Here is an 18,848-nt window from a genome sequence, read left to right on the forward strand (position 1 = left end):
GACGTGCGCCACCCGGCCGGACTCCAAGTGAGGGTAGCCTAAGCTAATCATCATGGCGATGCCCCGAGCGCTCACGGTCGGCCGTGCCCCGCGACCGACGCGAGGCTCCCGGCGAACCCGCACGCGCCTCCTCGCCCTCGTGGCCGCCCTGGCCCTGTTGACCCTCGCCGTCGTGCTGGGACTCGCCGTCGGCGCGCGGCCGGTCGCCTTCGACGAGGTGTTGCGCATCCTCACCGGCGCCGCGAGCCGCGACACCGCCGACGCGACCGCCGTGCTCGACCTCCGCCTGCCGCGGACGGTCGCCGCGATCGTGGCCGGTGCCGGGCTCGGGGTCGCCGGTGCCGTCGTGCAGGCCGTGACGCGCAACCCGCTGGCCGACCCGGGCATCCTCGGCGTCACCTCGGGCAGCGCCTTCGCCGTCGCCCTCGCGGTCGGCTTCGCCGGGGTCACCTCGGCGAGCGGCTGGGTCTGGTTCTCGTTCGTCGGCGCGGGCCTCGCGACGGTCGCCGTCGCCCTGATCGGCGGCGCCGGTCGAGGAGGCGGTGGTCCCGCCCGCCTGACCCTCGCCGGCCTCGCGCTCGGGTCGGTGCTCGCGGGGATCACCTCGTCGATCGTGCTGGCCGATCCCCGCCGCTTCGACGCCGTCCGCGCGTGGGAGGTCGGCTCGCTCGCCGACCGCGGCTGGGAGCCCGTGCTCACGGTGCTGCCCTTCGTGGCGGCCGGGGTCGTCGTCGCCCTGATCGCCTCGCGCCCGCTCGACGCCGTCGCACTCGGCGACGAACACGCCGCGTCGGTCGGCGTCTCCGTGCCGGCCGTGCGCGTCGTCTCGTTGGTCGTCGTCACCCTGCTGGCCGGAGGCGCGACCGCGGTGGTCGGGCCCATCGCGTTCGTGGGGCTCATGGTCGCGCACGCCGCCCGCGGCGTCGTCGGGCCCAGCCAGCCGTGGACCACCGCCCTCTCGGCCGTGCTCGGGCCGGTGCTGCTGCTGCTCGCGGACGTCCTCGGCCGCGTGGTCGCTCCCCCGGGCGAGCTGGCCGCGGGCCTCGTCACGGCCGCGGTCGGCGCCCCCGTGCTCATCGCGATCGCCCGACGCCGACGGGTGGGTGGCGCGTGACCCGGGGCACGGGGCCGGACACGCGCCCGACCCGGGGCACGGGCACGTCGTCGGGTACGCGGACGACGTCGACCTCCCCGGGTGTCGGCCCGCGCCTCCTGCGCTCGTGGCGCTCGACCGGCGGCCGGCGACGCACGGCGACGCTGACGCTGGTCGTGGTGGCCGTCGTCGTCGCGATCGTCGCCCTCGGCATCGGCGACTACCCGCTCAGTCCGCCCGAGGTCGTGCGGGCGCTGTTCGGCGGCGACGGGTTCGCCTCGACCATCGTGCTGAACTGGCGGCTGCCGCGCGTCCTCGCGGCCCTCGTCTTCGGCGCCGCACTCGGCGTCTCGGGCGCCGTCTTCCAATCCCTGACCCGCAACCCGCTGGGCTCGCCCGACGTGATCGGCTTCTCGACCGGCGCCTACACCGGGGCGATCGTCGTCATCGTGTCGGGTGCGGCCTCGACGATCGGCACGGCGGCCGGCGCCCTGATCGGCGGGCTCGTCACCGCGCTGGTCGTCTACCTGCTGGCCTACCGTCGCGGCGTGCACGGGCTGCGGCTGATCATCGTGGGCATCGGCGTCACGGCCCTGCTGCACTCGGTCAACAGCTGGTTGCTGCTGCGCGCGCAGAACGAGGTCGCCCTGACCGCGTCGTTCTGGGGGGCGGGCTCGCTCGCGCTGGTCGGCTGGCAGCAGCTCGTCCCCGCGCTGGTGCTGCTCGTCGTGCTGACCCCGCTCGTGATGGGGTTGTCGCGGCCGCTGCGTCAGCTCGAGCTCGGCGACGACGCCGCCCGGTCGCACGGCCTGAGCGCCGAACGGTCGCGCCTGGCGCTCGTCGTCGTCGGCGTCGCACTGACCGCCGTGGTGACCGCCAGCACCGGGCCGATCGCGTTCGTGGCCCTGGCCGCGCCGCAGCTGGCCCGACGCCTGGTGCGGTCGGCCGGGGTGCCGCTCGTCGCCGGCGGACTCGTCGGCGGGGTGCTCCTGCTCGTCGCCGACCTCGTCGCCCAGCACGTGGCCGCCAACCCGGTGCCGGTCGGCCTCGTCACCCTCGTGATCGGCGGGGTCTACCTGATCACCCTGCTCGTCTCGGAATCCCGGAGGTCCGCGTGAACGCCGACGACACCCGCCCCTCCCGCCTCGTGGCCCGCGGCGCGCACCTCGCCTACGACCGGCGAACGGTGAGCGAGGCCGTCGACGCCGACGTGCGCGACGGCTCGTTCACCGTCATCGTCGGGCCGAACGCCTGCGGGAAGTCGACCCTCCTGAGGGCCTTCGCGCGCCTCCTGAAGCCCCGGTCGGGGTCGGTCCTGCTCGACGGACGCGAGCTCGCGGGCGTGCCGGCGAAGGAGGTGGCCCGCATCGTCGGCCTGCTGCCCCAGACCTCGACGGCACCCGACGGCATCACGGTCGCCGAGCTCGTCGCACGCGGCCGCTACCCGCACCAGGGTCTCTTCCGGCAGTGGACCGGCACCGACCGCGAGGCCGTCGACGCGGCCCTGGCCGAGACCGACCTCACCGAGCTGGTCGACGTGCCGGTCGACGAGTTGTCGGGCGGGCAGCGCCAGCGGGTGTGGGTCGCGATGGCGCTCGCACAGCAGACGCCGGTGCTGTTGCTCGACGAGCCGACGACCTACCTCGACATCGCCCACCAGTACGACCTGCTCGACCTGTTCGCCCGACTGCACGGGCAGGGCACGACCGTGGTCGCGGTGCTGCACGACCTCAACCAGGCCGCGCGGTACGCGACCGACCTGATCGTGATGGCCGACGGCGACGTCGTGGCGACGGGCACCCCGGCCGAGGTGCTGACCGAGCAGCTCGTGACCGACGTGTTCGACCTGCCCTGCGTCGTCGTGCCGGACCCCGTGACCGGGTCGCCGATGGTCGTGCCGCGCCGCCGCTGAGGTCGGGTGGGCACCCGGGGCTCCAACGAGCAGGATGGTCCCGTGAAGATCGAACTCGACGGCACCACCGCACTCGTCACCGGCTCGACCCAGGGCATCGGCTTCGCGATCGCCCGGGGGCTCGCCGCCGCCGGGGCCCGCGTCATCGTGAACGGACGCTCGACGGAGACCACGGGGGCGGCCCGAGCGCGCCTCCTCGACTCGCTGGCCGACGACGCCGCCTTCGCGGCCCTCGACGCCGGGACCCGGGAGGCGCGGGTCGTCACGCTCGCGGCCGACCTGGCCACCGAGGCGGGCGCGCAGGCGGCGGTCGAGGCCTTCCCCGAGGTCGACGTGCTGGTGAACAACCTCGGCGTCTTCGGCTCGGCCGACGCGTTGAGCATCGACGACGACGAGTGGCGCCGCTACTTCGAGACGAACGTGCTCTCGGCCGTGCGCCTGACGCGGGCCTACCTGCCCGGCATGATGGAGCGCGGCTGGGGCCGCGGGCAGTACATCGCGAGCGACTCGGCGATCGTGACGCCGGTCGAGATGATCCACTACGGGGTGTCGAAGACGGCCCTGCTCGGGGTGTCGCGGGGGTTCGCGAAGGCGGCCGCGGGTTCGGGCGTGACGGTCAACAGCGTCATCGCCGGGCCGACGCACACGGGTGGCGTCGAGGAGTTCGTGCGCGAACTGGTCGGCGACGACCTGCCCTGGGACGAGGCCCAGCACGAGTTCATGCTGAAGCACCGGCCGCAGTCGCTCATCCAGCGACTGATCGAGCCGGAGGAGATCGCCAACATGGTGGTCTACCTCAGCTCGCGCTTCGCCTCGGCGACGACGGGCGGGGCGCTGCGGGTCGACGGCGGCTACGTCGACGCGATCGTCCCGTAGGGCGGGAGGCGATGTCGCACCACCGACGCGGCGTCGAACCACGCACATCGGCGGTTCGACACCACCCCGGTGGTGCGACCCGGGGGCACAGGCGGGTGCAGGCGGGTCAGGCCTGGGCTTCGGCGATGACCTCGGCGCTCCAGCCGTCGTACCGACCGCCGGATCGCTGCACGACGTCGAACACCTCTCGGGTGAAGGTCACGGCGCGGTCGTCGTCGAGCGCGTCCTCCCGGCTGGCCCGGAGATCTGCCCCCAGCAGACCGTGCCGGGTGACCGTCGCGTCGTAGCCCGCCGTGCGGAGTTCGTCGGCCGCGCGTTCGGCAGCCGATCGGCGCGAGAAGTCGGTCGCGTGCGTGACGGTCCGTGCGAGGTCGAACCGATCACGGAGCTCGTCGCGGGTGACCAGCTGGGCGGCACACCGCTGGAGGTGGACGACGAGTCCCTCGTCCATCGTCGTACCCCGGGCCCCGACTAGCGGGTGCGGGCGGCGGGACGTCCGCCGCGGCCCCGGCGGTCGGCACGGGGCGCACGGGTGGGCAACACCGCCGCGACCAGGAAGAAGACGATGCCGAAGATGACGACGATCGACCCGATGACCATGAGGGCGATGATGACGGTTTCCATCCGCCCATCCTCCCGGGCGGGCGGGGCGGGCACAAGGCGCGACTCCTGAGCATCCGCCGCCCGCGCCTCCTCGGGGTACGCCTCCCAGCGTCGGGACCACCCGCGGTGGGCAGTCAGTCGTACCACCGGCACGGTCCGCACGCCCTCATTCGGCCCGATGACGGTGGCGCGCCGTAGCGTCGAGTCCGCCGGGACGACGGGGACGTCACCCGGCCCCACGTCTTCTCCGAGGAGTCCGAGTGACCAGCGACACCACCACACGCCCCACCCTGTTCTGCCTGCACGCGCTCGGCATGAGCCGGCTCGAGTACGGTCCCGTCACCGAGGCGCTCGGCGACGACGTCGAGGTGGTCGCCCTCGACCTGCCCGGCTTCGGCGACGCCACCACGGCCGACGGGGTGACCGTCGACGACATGGTCCGTCAGGTCACCCGGCAGATCCGCCGGCACGGCGCCACCCGCTGGCTGCTCGTCGGTCACAGCATGGGCGGCAAGATCGCGACGATCGTCGCCGCGCGCACGCTCGCCGGGCAGGGCGGGCTCTTCGGCCTCGCCGGGGTCGTGCTGCTCGCGGCCTCCCCGCCGTCGCCCGAGCCCATGAGCGAGTCGATCCGCGAGCAGATGATCGCCGCGGCCGCCGACGGCCCGCTCGACGCCGACACGGCCCGCAGCTTCGTCGACGACAACGTCGGCGCTCCCCTGGCCACGCCGCTCGACGACCAGGCCCTCGCCGACCTGCACCGCACCTCCCCCGAGGCGTGGACCGCATGGTTCGACCGCGGCAGCCGCGAGGACTGGTCGGCCGAGGTCGGGACGCTCGACGTGCCCGCCCTGATCGTCGCCGGGGGCGCCGACGGGCCGTTGGGCGAGGACGCCCAGCGTCGCCTGAACGGCGCCGTCTACCCGCGTGCCACGCACCTCACCCTGGACGGCGCGGGGCACCTGTTGCCGCTCGAGCGCCCGACCGAGGTCGCTTCGGCCGTCCTCGACTTCTGGCGCGACGACGCGGGGCGGGCTCCGGTCATGTCGGACGACTTCGCCCGCGTCATCGCCTCGAGCCGCACCGCCTCGAACACCCGCGGCATCCTCGCCCGGCGCGCCGTCGCCGACGACCCGCGCTACGTCCCGCAGGTGCTGACCGAGGCGCAGCTGACCACGTTGCGTGCCGTGGCCTCCCGCGTCGTGCCGCAGGACGACCCCGACCACTCGGTCGACCTCGCCGCGCGGGTCGACGCCCAGCTCGCCGCTGGCTACGGCGACGGCTGGCGCAACGCCGACCTGCCGAGCGACCCCGAGGCCTACGCGCTGGGCCTTGACGCCCTCGCCGACTTCACCGGCCTGACCTACGAGCAGCAGGACGAGCGGCTCGCCGCGATCGTCGCGGGCGATCCCGACGACGCCCTCGGCACCGTCGGCGACAGCGGTGGCGGCGACTCGCACCACGGCGGCGACCAGGACGACGCCGGGATGACCGGCGGCACCCCCGGGCGCACGGGGCAGCCCAGCCCCGACGAGGCACACCCCTTCTCGGTCGAGCAGCTCACCGCATGGTTCGAGGACTGCCGCGTCGACCTGGTCAAGCTCTGGCTCGCCCACCCCGCGACGATGGAACGCATCGGCTTCGACGGTTTCGCGAACGGCCGTGCCGGTCGCGCCCTGCAAGGATTCAGCCGGCTCGGTGCCGGCCAACGAGAGGGCTGGGAACCAGCCATGGAGGTCACCCGATGAAGCTCGACGGACAACGCACCTACGACGAGTCCGAGGTCGTCGACGCGGTCGTGATCGGCACCGGCGCCGGTGGCGCCCCGATCCTGGCGAAGCTCGCCCTGCAGGGCCTCTCGGTCGTCGCCCTCGAGGCCGGCCGCAACTTCGAGCCCGACGAGTACACGCAGGACGAGATCGAGGCCGTCAAGATCAACTGGATGGACGAGCGCCTGAGCGGCGGCGAGACCCCGACCGCGTTCGGCCAGAACAACAGCGGCAAGGGCGTCGGCGGTTCGACCCTGCACTGGGGCGCCTTCACCCCCCGTCCCGACGAGCGCGACCTCAAGCTCAAGTCCCTCACGGGCAAGGGCGAGGACTGGCCGGTCGACCACGCCGAGCTGATCGGGTACATCGAAGAGGTCGAGCACTTCGTCGGCGTCTCCGGCCCGGCCGACTACCCGTGGGACCCGTCGCGGTCGTACCTGATGCCGCCGCCCGCCCGCAACGCGTCGAGCGACATGATGATCCGCGGGTGCGAGGCCCTGGGCATCCGGGCCACGGACGCCCCGGCGGCCCTGGTCAGCCGTGACTGGCGTCAGGAGCACGTCGGCACCCGCCCGGCCTGCGTCGGCTGCGGCAGCTGCCACCAGGGGTGCCGCAGCGGCGCCAAGGTCAGCATGGACACCAGCTACCTGCCGATGGCCGTCGCGAACGGGGCCGAGATCCGCCCCGAGTCGATGGTCACGGGCATCGAGCTCGACGAGGCCGGCGAGGTGTCGGCCGTGGTCTACGTCCGCGACGGCGTCGAGCACCGCCAGCGCACCGCCGCGCTCTTCCTCTGCGCGGGCGGCGTCGAGACCCCGCGCCTGCTCTTGCACGCCGGCATCGCCAACAGCAGCGACCAGGTCGGCCGCAACTTCATGGCCCACGGCGCGACGCAGGTCTGGGGCACGTTCGACACCGAGATGCGCGGCTACCGTGGCTACCCGTCGTCGATCATCACCGAAGACACGATGCGGCCCGAGGGCGTCGACTTCGTCGGCGGTTACCTGATCCAGAGCCTCGGCGCCATGCCGTTGACGCTGGCGACGACCCTGGCCCGCGGTGCCGGCCTCTGGGGCCCCGAACTCGTGGAGGCGCTCGACGACTACCGCTTCATGGCCGGCGTCGGCATCAACGCCGAGTGCCTGCCGAGCGAACAGAACCGCCTGACGCTGTCCGACGAGGTCGACGAGTTCGGCATGCCCAAGGTCGTCGTCACCTTCACGCCCGGTGACAACGAGAAGGCGATCGACGACCACGCCGTCGAGACGATGACCGCGATCGTCGAGGCGGCCGGGGGCCGCGACATCCGCGTCCTGGCCCGCACGGCGCACACGATCGGCACCTGCCGCATGGGCACCGACCCGGCGACGGCCGTGGTCGACCCCGACGGGCGCAGCTTCGACGTGCCGAACCTCTGGATCGCCGACAACTCGGTCTTCCCGAGTGCCGTCGTCGCGAACCCCGCCCTGACGATCATGGCCCTCGGCCTGCGCACCGCCGACCGCTTCCTGGCGAGCGCCGGGCTGACGGGCACCGTCGCCGGCGAGCGCGTCGGCGCGGACGTCTCGCGCGTCGTCGACGCGGCCTGACCTGCAGCACGCGACCCGCGCCTCCTGAACTCCACCGCCCAGGAGGCGCAGGTCGCGTCGGCGAGGAACGCCCCCGTGGCGCAGGGCCACGGGGGCGCCCTCTCTCCTAGCCCTTACGCCACAGGTCGAACACGAACCGGGCCACGGTCACGAACGACGTCGCGATCTGCAGCCACGGCACGGTCTTCCTGGGCTGGCCCTCGGCGTCTTTCGACATGAGGATCACCTCCTGGTGTGCGCGCCGGCGGACACGAGGAGCGGAAGGTGCCAGGGATGCAATCCAGGAGGACCTGGATTACGATCGACCGAGTAGTGAACTCGGGATTGCTAGCATCCCTGGTCTTCCACTCGGAGGACAAACGAAGCCCACGATCGTTGCTGCGGTCGTGGGCTTCACTCTTGCCCGGGGCCGTGACCCGGCGGTGCCCGGCCCCAAGGACGATCCTAGATGAGACATGTCGGTCCGGCGGCGGGGGGGTTCGTCCTCCCGGCGCGCGGCGTGGTCCCCGAGACGGACGCGACCCGGCTCGCCCGTTCGTAGGCTCGACGGATGACCTCTCCAACCCCGCGCCGGGCGATCGCGACGTCGGTGGTGGCCGACGGGCGGTCGGCCGACGGCCCGTCGTTCGGCGTCCAGACCGGGTGCCTCTCGTGACGCCGCCCGTCGAGTGGTCGCGAAGCGTCCCTCCCGCTGTGCCGAAGGACGGTTCGGGACCACTCGACCCGCGGGCCGCAGGTCCGGGGGATGCTCGACGACTGCGGCCGCGGGCGCGGGAGCGGCTGCTGACGGCGGTCGCGGCGGCGGCGACCGTCGCCCTCGGCGTCGTCGCGAAGCTCGCCGTCCCCGGGCTGACGGGCGACCTGCTCGGCTCGGCGCTCTACACGGTGCTGCTCGCCCTGCTGCTCGCGCTCGTCGCCCCGCGCCTCGTCGCCCCGCGCCTGGCCGCCCCCTTCGCGGCCGGGGCCGCCACCGCGGCGTCGGTCGTCATCGAACTGCTCCAGCTGACCGGACTGCCCGCCGCCGCCGCCGACGCGTTCCCGCCCGCCGCGTGGGTGCTCGGCTCCACCTTCGTGGCGACCGACCTGCTCGGGTACCTGGCGGGGGGCGTCGCGGGGCTGGTGCTGCTCCGGGTGCTGCGCCGCGCCTCCTGACGTCCCGACCCCGGGAGGCGCGGGTCGAGTGGGCAGGAATGGTCCTTCGTCGAGGCGGGAAGGACGTTTTCTGCCCACTCGACCGGCCGGGGCGGCCAGGGCGCCAGCGGCCAGCGCGCCGGGGCGCCGGGCGCCAGCGCGCCGGGCGCCAGGGCGCCGGGGCGTCAGCTCGCGGAGGCCCGCCCGCGCCAGAGCAGCCAGACGAAGTACGGCGTGCCGATGACGGCGGTCAGCAGGCCGGCGCCGAGCTGTGCCGGGGCGATCAGCGTGCGGCCGAGCACGTCGGCGGCGCAGACCAGCACCGCGCCGAGCAGCACGGCCACGGGCAGCACCCGCGCGTGCCGCCGTCCGACCAGCGACCGGGCGGCGTGCGGGGCGACGAGTCCGACGAATCCGACCACGCCCACGGCGGCCACGGCCGTCGCCGTGAGCAGCACCGCGAGCGACAGGAAGACCAGGCGCGACCGCGAGAGCGAGACCCCGAGGAGGCGCGGGGTGTCGTCGTCCACCCCGAGCAGGTCGAGGCGACGGCACAGCAGCACGACCACGACGAGCGCGGCCACGAGCACCAGCGACACCGGCAGTGCGTCGTCCAGCGTGCGGCCGTAGGTCGAACCCGACAGCCAGGTCAGCGCCTTCGCGCCGTTGAACGGGTCGGTCAGGACGATCAGCAGGCTGATCGCGGCCGCCGTCGCCGTCGAGACGCCGATGCCGATCAGCACGAGCCGGTTCTGCGGGAAGCCACCGCGGGAGGCGAGGCCGAACACGACGGCGGCCGCCACGACGGCTCCGGCGAACGCGGCGCCGGCGATGCCCCAGCCGGTCGCGAGCGGCACGGTGGTGACGAGCAGCACGGCCCCGAGGCCGGCTCCGCCCGTCACGCCGAGGATGCCCGGCTCGGCGAGCGGGTTGCGCGTGACGGCCTGAACGAGCGTGCCGGCGAGCGCCAGCGCCGCCCCCGCGGCGAGGGCGGCCACGACCCGGGGGACGCGGGTGTCGAGCACGTAGGTGACGACGCGGCCGGACCGACCGGCCACCCAGTTGGCGACGTCGCCGAGCAGCAGCTTGGCGTCGCCGAGCAGCACCGAGCCGAGGACGACGGCGACGAGGGCGGCGAGCACGACCACGACGACGACCACGAACCGCAGGCGGGAGACCACGGGGTGCCGGTCGGTCGGGGTGACGCCGCCGTGGTCGCGGGCACGGAAGGCCAGCACGACGAGGACGACCGCCCCGAGCAGCGAGGTCACGACGCCGGTCGGCACCTGGACCGACGTCTCGGCACCGACCAGGGCGCGCAGCAGCACGTCGGCGCCGAGCACGAGGGCGGCGCCCGCCAGGGCCGCGAGGGGCAGGAAGACGAGGAAGCGGCGGACGGAGGGCACGGCCCGACGCAGCAGGCGGACGAGGGCGGGGGCGCAGAGGCCGACGAAGCCGATCGGCCCCGCGAGGGTGACGGCGGCGGCCGAGAGCAGCACGGCGGCGAGGACGGTGACCACGCGGGTCGTGCGGACGTCGACGCCGACGCTGCGGGCGGCGTCGTCCCCGAGCGCGAGGGCGTCCACGCGGACGTTCATCGCGACGAGCACGAGCAGCCCCACGACGATCACCGGGGCGAGCTGGACGACGCCGTCGAAGCCGTTCTGCGAGATGCTGCCCTGGCCCCAGGCGTAGAGCCCGGCGGTCTGCTGCGGGAAGAGCAGCAGCAGGGCGCTCGTCACCGAGGCCAGGCCGAGGGCGAGGGCGCTGCCGGCGAGCACGAGCCGCACGGTGCCGGCGCCCAGCCCGGACACCGCGAGCACGAGGCCCGCGGCGAGCAGCCCGCCGACGAACGCGACGCCGGACGAGGCGAGCAGGGGCAGGCTGAGCCCCGTGACGGCCGCGACCGCGAGCGCCGCGTAGGCGCCGGCGTTGACGGCGAGGGTGTCGGGCGAGGCGAGCACGTTGCGGCTCATCTGTTGCAGGGCCGCCCCGGCGGCTCCGAGGGCGACGCCGACCAGCAGACCGGCGACCATCCGGGGGAGGCGCGAGGCCACGACCACGGACGCGTCGCCTGCCGTCGCGGTGCCCGTCAGCGCCTGCCAGACCTGCCGGGCGCCGACGGCGGCGGTGCCCTGCGTGACGTCCACGAGGGCGAGCACCACGACGACGGCGACCAGCGCGACCGTCACGCCCACCGACCCGAGCGTGACCCGGCGGGGGGCGGCGAGCCGCGCCTCCTGGGCTCGCGCCGCGCGGAGCGCCCGCTCGTCGGGCCCGGCGGCGGGCTCGCCGAGCCGGGGCGGCGCGGGGTCGGTGGGGGTGACGGTCGTGCTCACGGTGCCGGTTACTTCGTCAGGGTCGACACCAGCGAGTCGACGTAGGCGGTCATCGCGGCGGGGCCGCCGAACATCCAGATGCCGTCGTCGAGACGGTGCACGTCACCGGACTGCACGAAGGGCAGCGACGTCCAGACGGCGTTCGAGGCGAGCGACACCGCGAACGGGTCGTCGGCACCGGCGGCGGTGTTGTCGATGTAGAGGAACTGCACGTCGGCCGGCAGCTGCGTGAGGCCCTCGACGTCGGTCGTGGCGAGGCCGTACGCCTCGTCGCCCTCGACGGTCCAGGCGTTCGTCAGACCGAGCTCCTCGGTGACGTCGGACACGAGCGAGCCCTTGGCGTAGGGGCGGATGCTCACCTGGCCGGCGTCGACGTAGGCGTCGGCGAAGGCGAAGGGCTGACCTGCGAGACCGGCGTCGGCGAGGGCCTGCTCGCCCGCCTCGACGGCGTCGGTGAACTCCTTCTTCACCTCGGTCGCCTTCTCCTCGGTGCCGGTGGCCTTGGCGATGAGGTCGAGGTTGTCCATGCTGTGCTCGATCTGGCGCGAGGCGTCGGCCGAGGTGATCTGCAGCACGGGAGCGATCTCCTTCAGCTGCTCGACGGCGTCGGCGCTCAGGCCGTCGGTCGCGACGATCAGGTCGGGTGCGAGCGACGCGACGGTGTCGAGGCTCGGCTCGCCGCGGGTGCCGATGTCGGTCGGCTCGTTGGTGAGCGGCACGGCGGCGTCCCACTCGTTGTACCCCTTCACGTCGGCGACGCCCACGGGTTCGACGCCGAGGGCGACGAGGTCCTCGACGACGTTCCACTCGGTGCCGACGACCTTCGTCGCGGGACCGTCGAGGGTGATCTCGGCCCCCGTGCCGTCGGTCAGGGTGATCTGCTCGCCGCTGCCCGAGGTCGAGCCGGCGTCGGCCGACTCGGTGGTGCCGCAGCCGGCGAGGGTCAGGGCCGCGGCCGCGGCGACGGCGGTGACCGTCAGCAGTCGGCGGGCGGGGCGGCGGGCGGCGCCGCCGGTGGTCGGGGTGTGGCGGGGCGTCGTCAACAGGCGCTGGGTCACGGGTGGTGTCTCTCTCATCGGACGGGCGTCTCGGCCCGGGTGTGGTGTCGGCCGATCGCGCGGGTGCGCAGGTGGCCGGTGGTGGGGTCGGTGTCGACGTCGATGCGGATGCCCCAGACGTCGGTCAGGAGGCGCGGTGTCAGCACGTCCCCGGGGTCGCCCTCGGCGACGATGCGGCCTTCGCTCAGCACGACGATGCGGTCGGCGAGCGCGGCGGCCTGGTCGAGGTCGTGCAGCACGACTCCGACCGCGATGCGGCCCGAGTCGGCCAGGTCGCGCACGAGGTCGAGCAGCTCGACCTGGTAGCGCAGGTCGAGGTAGGTGGTGGGCTCGTCGAGCAGCAGCACCCCGGTGTCCTGCGCGAGGCAGCTGGCCAGCCAGACGCGCTGCAGCTGACCGCCCGAGAGCTGGTCGACGCCTCGGTCGGCGAGGTCGGCGACACCGGTGAGCCCGAGCGCGCGGTCGACGGCGGCGGGGCCGTCGGGGTCGGAGCGCCCCCAGCGGCCGCGGTGCGGGTAGCGGCCGAACTCGACGACGTCGCGCACGCTGAGGCCACCGGGGGTCGGGCGCCCCTGCGTCAGCAGCGCCACGCGCCGCGCGAACTGCCGCAGCGACAGCTCGAACCCGTCGACCGTCTCGTCGCCCGGGTCCGCGTCCTCACCCGGACCCGCGTCCTCGCTCGCGCTCGCGCGGTCGAGTGGTCGCGAATCGTCCTTCCCCGAGGCGCGGACGACGTTCTCGGACCACTCGACCCCCGCAGGAGGCGCGGCGAGGGTCAGCGAGCCCGTGCGCGGCTTCTGCAGCCGGGCGAGGGTGCGCAGCAACGTCGACTTGCCGCTGCCGTTCGGGCCGACGAGGGCGGTGACGCAGCCGGGGCGCAGCTCGAGGCGGGCTCCGCGGACGACGTCGACGCCGTCGTAGGCGACCGAGACGTCGTCGGCACGGAGGGTGGCCGAGGCGGGTGCGGTGGCCGCGAGGGGCAGGTCGGTGGTCACGCGCTTAGGTTAGCCTAACCTCACCCCGGTGCCGCAACCCGACCTCTCGACGTCGAGCCGACCCGCGCCTCCGGGGCGTCGGCGAGACTGGACCGATGACCTCCCGGACGACGAAGACGACGACCCTCCTGACGGCCACCGCCCTGGGCCTGGGCCTCGCGCTGACCGGCTGCTCGACGCCCGGGGCGTCGGCACCCGCCCCGAGCCCGACCGCCACGCCGGTCCCCCTGCCCAGCCCGATCGCGGCGCCCGACCTCGCGACCCCCGAGGTCGAGGCCGCGCTGACCGACCTCGAGACGCGGTACGACGCGCGCGTCGGCCTCTCCGTGCTCGACACCGGCTCGGGCGCGACCCTCGACCACCGCGCCGACGAACGCTTCGGGTACGCGTCGAGCCTCAAGGCGTTCGCCGCGGCGGCCCTGCTCGACGCGACCGACGACGCCGACCTCGACCGCGTCGTCACCTGGACCCAGGCCGAGGTCGACGCCGCGGGGTACTCGCCGCTGACCAGCGAGCACGTCGCCGACGGGCTCCCGCTGCGGCAGCTCGCCGAGGCGGCCGTGCGGAAGAGCGACAACACGGCGCTGAACCTCGTGCTGACCGAGCTCGGCGGCCCGGCCGGGCTCGACGCCGCCCTCGCCGCGCAGGGCGACGACGTGACCGACGTCGTCCACGGCGAGCCCGAGCTCAACACGCTCACCCCGGGCAGCACGGCCGACACGACCACGCCCGCCGCCTTCACCGCCACCCTCGCCCGCATCACCGACGGCGACTGGCTCGCCGCCGACGACCGCGCCACCCTGCTCGAGTGGATGTCGGGCAACGCGACCGGCGACACCCTGATCCGGGCCGGCGCTCCCGACGGCTGGCAGGTCGCCGACAAGTCAGGAGGCGCGGGCGGCATCCGCAACGACGTCGCGATCGTGGTCCCCCCGTCGGGCGACCCCGTGGTGATCTCGGTGCTCACCACGCGCAACGACCCGGCCGCGACCTACGACGACGCCCTCGTCGCCGCCGCGGCCGAGGTCGCCCTCTCGGCCGTCGCCGCCGCCCGCTGACCCGGCCGACCCGGCCCGCCTCTCGACCCCCGCCCTCTCCTCTCCTCCCCACCGCTCGTCGAGTGGGCAGAAGATGCTCCTCCCGCGATGACGAGCAGCATCTTCTGCCCACTCGTCGCCGACCACCAGCGGGGCGACGCCCCCGTCGGCATGCCCGCCCCGCCACCACCTGTTCGCCCCTCGTTCACGCGGCCTCCCCCGGGACGTCGTCGCGCCTCCTTAGCGTGCCCAGCGGGCCGTCCGGTCCCCCGTCGCCGTCCCCGGCGAACCCCGGCCCCGCACCCGAAGGACTCCACCGCATGATCGACAAGCGCCTGCTCGTCTCGGCCGCCACCCTCGGCATCGCCGCCCTCGCCCTCACCGGCTGCTCGGCGAGCGCCGACGCCGACAGCTCGGGAGGCGCGGCGAACGGCACCGACGCCGCCACCGCCACCAGCGCCGAGGACTTCGGCGGCATGGACGCCCTGGTCAGCGCCGCGCAGGCCGAGGGCGAGCTCAACGTGATCGCCCTGCCCGACACCTGGGCGAACTACGGGAAGATCATCGACGGGTTCGAGGAGAAGTACGACATCACCGTCAACTCGGACAGCCCCGACGTCTCGAGCGCCGAGGAGATCACCGCCGCCCAGAACCTGAAGGGGCAGGACACCGCCCCCGACGTGTTCGACCTCGGCTCGGCCGTGACGCTCGCCAACCTCGACCAGTTCGCGCCGTACGAGGTGTCGACCTGGGACGACATCGCCGACGACCACAAGGACGCCGACGGCAGATGGGTCTACGACTACACCGGCCTGATGTCGGTCGGCTACGACGCCGACGCCGTGCCGGCCCCCGAGAGCCTCGACGACCTGCTCGGTGGCGACTACAAGGGCAAGGTCGCGATCAACGGCGACCCGACCCAGGCCGGTGCCGCCGCCGCGGCCGTCGAGTGGGCCGCGCTGCAGTCCGGCGGCAGCGCCGACGACGTCAGCACGGGCGTCGACTGGTTCTCGCAGCTGGCCGACGCCGGCAACTTCCTGCCCACCGACCCGACCCCGGCGACGATCGCCTCGGGCGAGACCCCGGTCGTCTTCGACTGGAGCTACAACAACCTGGCCGCCGCGGCCGACGCCGGCGGACGCGACTGGAAGACGGCCGTCCTGCCCGGAACCGCCCTCGGGAGTTACTACAACCAGGCGATCAACGTCGACGCACCGCACCCCGCCGCGGCCCGCCTGTGGCAGGAATACGTCATGGGCGACGACGCGCAGAACCTGTACCTCGCGGCCGGCGCCTACCCCGTGCGCCTCGCGGCGATGACCGAAGCCGGCACCGTCGACCAGGACGCCCTCGAGAAGGTCGGCGAGCAGCCCTCCGACACCGTCCAGTTCACGGCGGAGCAGACCGAGGCCGCCTCGAAGGTCCTGACCGACACCTGGGCCACGGCGATCGGCTGATGGTGACGACGTCGACCCGCGCGGCGGACACGACCGCCGACGTGCGGTCGGCGCACGAGGGGGACGGCGGCGGCCTGCCGACCCGCGCCTCCTCGTCCTCCGACGGCGTCGGCCCCTCACGGGGTCGGCACCGTCCGGCGGCCTGGTGGGGGCTGACCCCGTTCGCCGTCTGGGTGCTCGCCTTCTTGATCGTGCCGTGCCTGCTCGCGCTCGGGACGGGCTTCGTCGACGGCGACGGCGCCCTCACCCTCGACAACCTCGCCGCGCTCGGCGACCCGCTGATCGTCCGGGCCTTCGCCAGTTCGGCCGCCGTCTCGGCCGTCACCGCCGTGGCCGGGGCCGTCGTCGGCGCCGTCGTCTGCTGGGGCCTCACCTCGCTGCGACCCGACGGAGCCGTCCGCAACGCGATCGACGCCGCGTCGAGCGTGCTCGCCCAGTTCGGCGGCGTCATGCTGGCGTTCGCCTTCATCGCGACGATCGGCATCCAGGGAGTCGTCACGCGGCTGCTGATCGACGTCGCCGGCGTCGACCTCTACGCGGACGGGGTCTGGTTCTACCAGGTGCCCGGGCTCCTGCTGCCCTACCTGTACTTCCAGGTGCCCCTCATGGTGATCACCTTCATGCCCGCCGTCAGCGGCCTCCGCCCGCAGTGGAGCGAGGCCGTGGCCACGCTCGGCGGCACCCGGTGGCAGCACCTCGTCCGCGTGGTCGTCCCGGTGCTCGCCCCGGCGTTCGTCGGCAGCCTGCTGCTGCTCTTCGCCAACGCCTTCTCGTCGTACGCGACCGCCGCCGCCCTGATCAGCCAGGGCGCCCAGATCGTGCCGCTGCAGATCCGCGCCGCACTGATCAGCGAGACGGTGCTCGGCCGTGAGAACGTCGCCGGCGCGCTCGCGCTGGGCATGGTCGTCGTCATGGCCGTGCTGATGACGGGTTACTCGCTGCTCCAGCGCCGCACCGAGCGGTGGCAGCGATGAGCGCCCGGACGACGCGCGCTCCGCGGTCGACGGGCGCTCCGCGGTCGACGAGCGCAGGAGGCGCGGGCACGGTCGCGCGCCGCACCGCCCTGGTCGTCGTGGGGGCCCTCTTCGCGGTGCCGATCGCGGCGATGGTCGCGTTCTCGCTGCGCAGCGCCGACGGCACGGGTCACGACCTGAACCACTGGCTGGCGATCGTCGACCCCGAGAACGAGCGGATGTACCGCAACCTCGTCGAGGGGGTCACGAACTCGCTGCTGCTCGCCGTCGTCTCGGCGCTGCTCGTGCTCGTGCTGCTGGTGCCGGCGATGGTGCTCGTGCACCTGCGCCACCCGCGCCTCGTCCGGCCGCTCGAGTTCGTCTGCCTCGTGCCGATCACGGTGCCCGCGATCGTGCTCGTGGTCGGGCTGGCACCGGTCTACTCGGTCGTCTCGCGGGTGGCCGGTTCGGGCGCCTGGACGCTCGCGCTCGCGTACGGCGTCACGGTGCTGCCCTACGCCTACCGTGCGGTGCAGTCCGACCTCGCGGCCACCGACCTCCGCACGCTGACCGAGGCCGCCCGCACGCTCGGCTCGAGCTGGCCGCGCACGATGGCTCTCGTCGTCGTGCCGAGCCTCCGCCGGGGACTGCTCGCGGCGGCGTTCATCACCGTGGCCGTGGTGCTCGGCGAGTTCACCATCGCCTCGCTGCTCAACCGCGTGAACCTGCAGACCGCCCTGGTGCAGGTGTCCCGTTCCGACCCCTACGCCGCCGTCGTCCTCGCCCTGATCTCGTTGGCCTTCGCCTTCGTGCTGCTGCTCGTGATCGGGCGGGTCGGAGCCCTCGGGGCCGCCCGCCCCATCCCCACCCGGAAGGCCCTCTCGTGACCACCACGCTCCCCCGCCCCTCCGTCACGAGTCCGACGGCCGCCGGCGCGGGCGCCGCCGTCGCGTTCCACGACGTGACGAAGCAGTTCGCCGGGCACCGGGCGCTGACCGGGCTCGACCTCGAGCTGCAGCCCGGCGAGCTCGTCGCCGTGCTCGGCCCCTCGGGCTGCGGCAAGACCACCGCGCTGCGCAGCCTCGCCGGGCTCGAGGACGTCACGGGCGGCAGCATCACGATCGACGGCCGCGACGTGGTCGGCGTGCCGACGCACCGCCGCGACGTCGGCATGGTGTTCCAGGCGTACTCGCTGTTCCCGCACCTGACCGTGCGGCAGAACGTGGAGTTCGGGCTGCGCATGCGTCGGGTCGACAAGGCCGCCCGCGCCACCCGGGCGGGCGAGATGCTCGACCTGGTCGGGCTCGGCGACCTGGGCGAGCGCTACGCCCACCAGCTGTCGGGCGGCCAGCAGCAGCGCGTCGCGCTGGCCCGGGCGCTGGTCACGCGACCCCGCGTGCTGCTGCTCGACGAGCCGCTCAGCGCCCTCGACGCCAAGGTGCGGGTGCAGCTGCGGGACGAGATCCGGCGCATCCAGCGCGAGCTGTCGATCACCACGCTCTTCGTCACCCACGACCAGGAGGAGGCCCTCGCCGTCGCCGACCGCGTCGCCGTCATGCGCGCCGGGTCGATCGAGCAGGTGGGAACGCCCGAAGAGCTCTACTCGGCCCCCGCGACGGCGTTCGTGGCCGAGTTCGTCGGGACGAGCAACCGGGTCTCCGGCGAGGTCATCGGCGGGCTCGTACGGCTGGCGGGCTGCCCCGAGGTGCCGGTCGTGGGGACGCCGGCCGAGGGACCGGTCTGGGCGTACGTGCGCCCCGAGGACGTGTCGTTCGTCGCGCAGGGCGGGCTCGCGGGCGTCGTCGAGTCGGTGTCGTTCCTGGGGGCCGTGTGCCGCACCCGCGTGCGCGTGGACCGCGAGACGCTGCTCGTGCTGGACCACCGGGCCGACGAACGGCGCGAGCCGGGGTCGTCGGTGCGCGTCTCGTTCACGCCCGCCCGCGTCGCCGTGACGAGCCGCGCCTCCTGACCCACCCGACGGCACCGGGTCACCCGGGCGACGGAGGCGGCCCGCACGGTCCCGCCGCTAGCCTCGG

At 74.2% G+C, this 18,848-nt stretch carries 17 protein-coding genes; 12 read left to right on the forward strand and 5 right to left on the reverse strand.

The genetic code is table 11. From position 1 onward, the window contains the following. Positions 1 to 52 precede the first annotated feature (52 nt). From ACVJ1F_RS06225 to ACVJ1F_RS06240, 4 genes are read left to right on the forward strand one after another with little or no spacing between them, the layout of a single operon-like run. Positions 53 to 1,114, forward strand: a complete 1,062-nt coding sequence (locus tag ACVJ1F_RS06225; RefSeq protein ID WP_456885285.1) for a FecCD family ABC transporter permease — start codon at positions 53 to 55, stop codon at positions 1,112 to 1,114. After that, the gene (locus tag ACVJ1F_RS06230; RefSeq protein WP_456885287.1) at positions 1,111 to 2,211 is read left to right on the forward strand and encodes a FecCD family ABC transporter permease; all 1,101 of its coding nucleotides are present in this window, start codon (positions 1,111 to 1,113) and stop codon (positions 2,209 to 2,211) included. Before ACVJ1F_RS06225 ends, ACVJ1F_RS06230 begins: the two co-directional genes overlap by 4 nt. Further along, positions 2,208 to 3,005, forward strand: coding sequence for an ABC transporter ATP-binding protein (locus ACVJ1F_RS06235; protein ID WP_056044437.1), 798 nt, complete (start codon positions 2,208 to 2,210; stop codon positions 3,003 to 3,005). Before ACVJ1F_RS06230 ends, ACVJ1F_RS06235 begins: the two co-directional genes overlap by 4 nt. A 42-nt stretch (positions 3,006 to 3,047) precedes the next feature. Beyond that, entirely contained in the window at positions 3,048 to 3,881 is an 834-nt protein-coding gene (locus tag ACVJ1F_RS06240; RefSeq protein ID WP_456885289.1) for an SDR family NAD(P)-dependent oxidoreductase, read from the forward strand. A 106-nt stretch (positions 3,882 to 3,987) separates the two neighbouring features. On the opposite strand, the gene ACVJ1F_RS06245 is transcribed toward ACVJ1F_RS06240, so the two are convergent. Next, positions 3,988 to 4,332: a ribonuclease E inhibitor RraB gene (locus ACVJ1F_RS06245; protein WP_456885291.1), complete on the reverse strand. Its 345-nt coding sequence runs from the start codon at positions 4,330 to 4,332 to the stop codon at positions 3,988 to 3,990. 20 nt (positions 4,333 to 4,352) lie between these two features. Next, positions 4,353 to 4,505, reverse strand: coding sequence for a hypothetical protein (locus ACVJ1F_RS06250; protein WP_157485223.1), 153 nt, complete (start codon positions 4,503 to 4,505; stop codon positions 4,353 to 4,355). A gap of 239 nt (positions 4,506 to 4,744) precedes the next feature. Here ACVJ1F_RS06250 and ACVJ1F_RS06255 point away from each other — a divergent pair, with 239 nt between their 5' ends. From ACVJ1F_RS06255 to ACVJ1F_RS06265, 3 genes are all read left to right on the forward strand, one after another. Further along, entirely contained in the window at positions 4,745 to 6,232 is a 1,488-nt protein-coding gene (locus ACVJ1F_RS06255; protein ID WP_456885293.1) for an alpha/beta fold hydrolase, read from the forward strand. Next, positions 6,229 to 7,842 (forward strand): GMC family oxidoreductase, encoded by a 1,614-nt coding sequence (locus ACVJ1F_RS06260; RefSeq protein ID WP_173154349.1) that lies wholly within the window; start codon positions 6,229 to 6,231, stop codon positions 7,840 to 7,842. The genes ACVJ1F_RS06255 and ACVJ1F_RS06260 overlap by 4 nt, the downstream gene beginning before the upstream one ends. 693 nt (positions 7,843 to 8,535) lie before the next feature. Beyond that, positions 8,536 to 8,994 carry a DUF2809 domain-containing protein gene (locus ACVJ1F_RS06265; protein ID WP_456885295.1) on the forward strand — a complete coding sequence of 153 codons (459 nt, stop codon included), beginning with the start codon at positions 8,536 to 8,538 and terminating at the stop codon, positions 8,992 to 8,994. 164 nt (positions 8,995 to 9,158) lie between these two features. Here ACVJ1F_RS06265 and ACVJ1F_RS06270 read toward each other — a convergent pair whose 3' ends face one another. The 3 genes from ACVJ1F_RS06270 to ACVJ1F_RS06280 are packed head-to-tail and all read right to left on the reverse strand — an operon-like array spanning position 9,159 to position 13,365. After that, positions 9,159 to 11,312: an iron ABC transporter permease gene (locus ACVJ1F_RS06270; protein WP_456885297.1), complete on the reverse strand. Its 2,154-nt coding sequence runs from the start codon at positions 11,310 to 11,312 to the stop codon at positions 9,159 to 9,161. An 8-nt stretch (positions 11,313 to 11,320) separates the two neighbouring features. Further along, positions 11,321 to 12,370, reverse strand: a complete 1,050-nt coding sequence (locus ACVJ1F_RS06275) for an ABC transporter substrate-binding protein (protein WP_456885299.1) — start codon at positions 12,368 to 12,370, stop codon at positions 11,321 to 11,323. 14 nt (positions 12,371 to 12,384) lie between these two features. Further along, positions 12,385 to 13,365 (reverse strand): ABC transporter ATP-binding protein, encoded by a 981-nt coding sequence (locus ACVJ1F_RS06280; protein WP_456885301.1) that lies wholly within the window; start codon positions 13,363 to 13,365, stop codon positions 12,385 to 12,387. A 95-nt stretch (positions 13,366 to 13,460) separates the two neighbouring features. Here ACVJ1F_RS06280 and bla point away from each other — a divergent pair, with 95 nt between their 5' ends. From bla to ACVJ1F_RS06305, 5 genes are all read left to right on the forward strand, one after another. Then, on the forward strand, positions 13,461 to 14,423 hold the full coding sequence (gene bla / locus ACVJ1F_RS06285) for a class A beta-lactamase (protein WP_456885303.1): 963 nt from the start codon (positions 13,461 to 13,463) through the stop codon (positions 14,421 to 14,423). Positions 14,424 to 14,722: 299 nt separating this feature from the next. After that, positions 14,723 to 15,859 (forward strand): ABC transporter substrate-binding protein, encoded by a 1,137-nt coding sequence (locus ACVJ1F_RS06290; protein WP_456885305.1) that lies wholly within the window; start codon positions 14,723 to 14,725, stop codon positions 15,857 to 15,859. After that, positions 15,859 to 16,833 carry an ABC transporter permease gene (locus ACVJ1F_RS06295; protein ID WP_456885307.1) on the forward strand — a complete coding sequence of 325 codons (975 nt, stop codon included), beginning with the start codon at positions 15,859 to 15,861 and terminating at the stop codon, positions 16,831 to 16,833. The genes ACVJ1F_RS06290 and ACVJ1F_RS06295 overlap by 1 nt, the downstream gene beginning before the upstream one ends. Next, positions 16,830 to 17,699 (forward strand): ABC transporter permease subunit, encoded by an 870-nt coding sequence (locus ACVJ1F_RS06300; RefSeq protein WP_456885309.1) that lies wholly within the window; start codon positions 16,830 to 16,832, stop codon positions 17,697 to 17,699. The genes ACVJ1F_RS06295 and ACVJ1F_RS06300 overlap by 4 nt, the downstream gene beginning before the upstream one ends. Next, on the forward strand, positions 17,696 to 18,781 hold the full coding sequence (locus ACVJ1F_RS06305; protein ID WP_456885311.1) for an ABC transporter ATP-binding protein: 1,086 nt from the start codon (positions 17,696 to 17,698) through the stop codon (positions 18,779 to 18,781). Before ACVJ1F_RS06300 ends, ACVJ1F_RS06305 begins: the two co-directional genes overlap by 4 nt. The last annotated feature ends 67 nt before the right edge of the window (positions 18,782 to 18,848 follow it).

Source organism: Frigoribacterium sp. 2355 (assembly GCF_054060695.1).

Coding starts and splice junctions, on each gene's coding strand:
- ACVJ1F_RS06225 (WP_456885285.1), top strand. CDS start 53: ATGGCGATGCCCCGAGCGCTCACGGTCGGCCGTGCCCCGCGACCGACG.
- ACVJ1F_RS06245 (WP_456885291.1), bottom strand. CDS start 4,332: ATGGACGAGGGACTCGTCGTCCACCTCCAGCGGTGTGCCGCCCAGCTG.
- ACVJ1F_RS06250 (WP_157485223.1), bottom strand. CDS start 4,505: ATGGAAACCGTCATCATCGCCCTCATGGTCATCGGGTCGATCGTCGTC.
- ACVJ1F_RS06260 (WP_173154349.1), top strand. CDS start 6,229: ATGAAGCTCGACGGACAACGCACCTACGACGAGTCCGAGGTCGTCGAC.
- bla (WP_456885303.1), top strand. CDS start 13,461: ATGACCTCCCGGACGACGAAGACGACGACCCTCCTGACGGCCACCGCC.
- ACVJ1F_RS06290 (WP_456885305.1), top strand. CDS start 14,723: ATGATCGACAAGCGCCTGCTCGTCTCGGCCGCCACCCTCGGCATCGCC.
- ACVJ1F_RS06295 (WP_456885307.1), top strand. CDS start 15,859: ATGGTGACGACGTCGACCCGCGCGGCGGACACGACCGCCGACGTGCGG.
- ACVJ1F_RS06300 (WP_456885309.1), top strand. CDS start 16,830: ATGAGCGCCCGGACGACGCGCGCTCCGCGGTCGACGGGCGCTCCGCGG.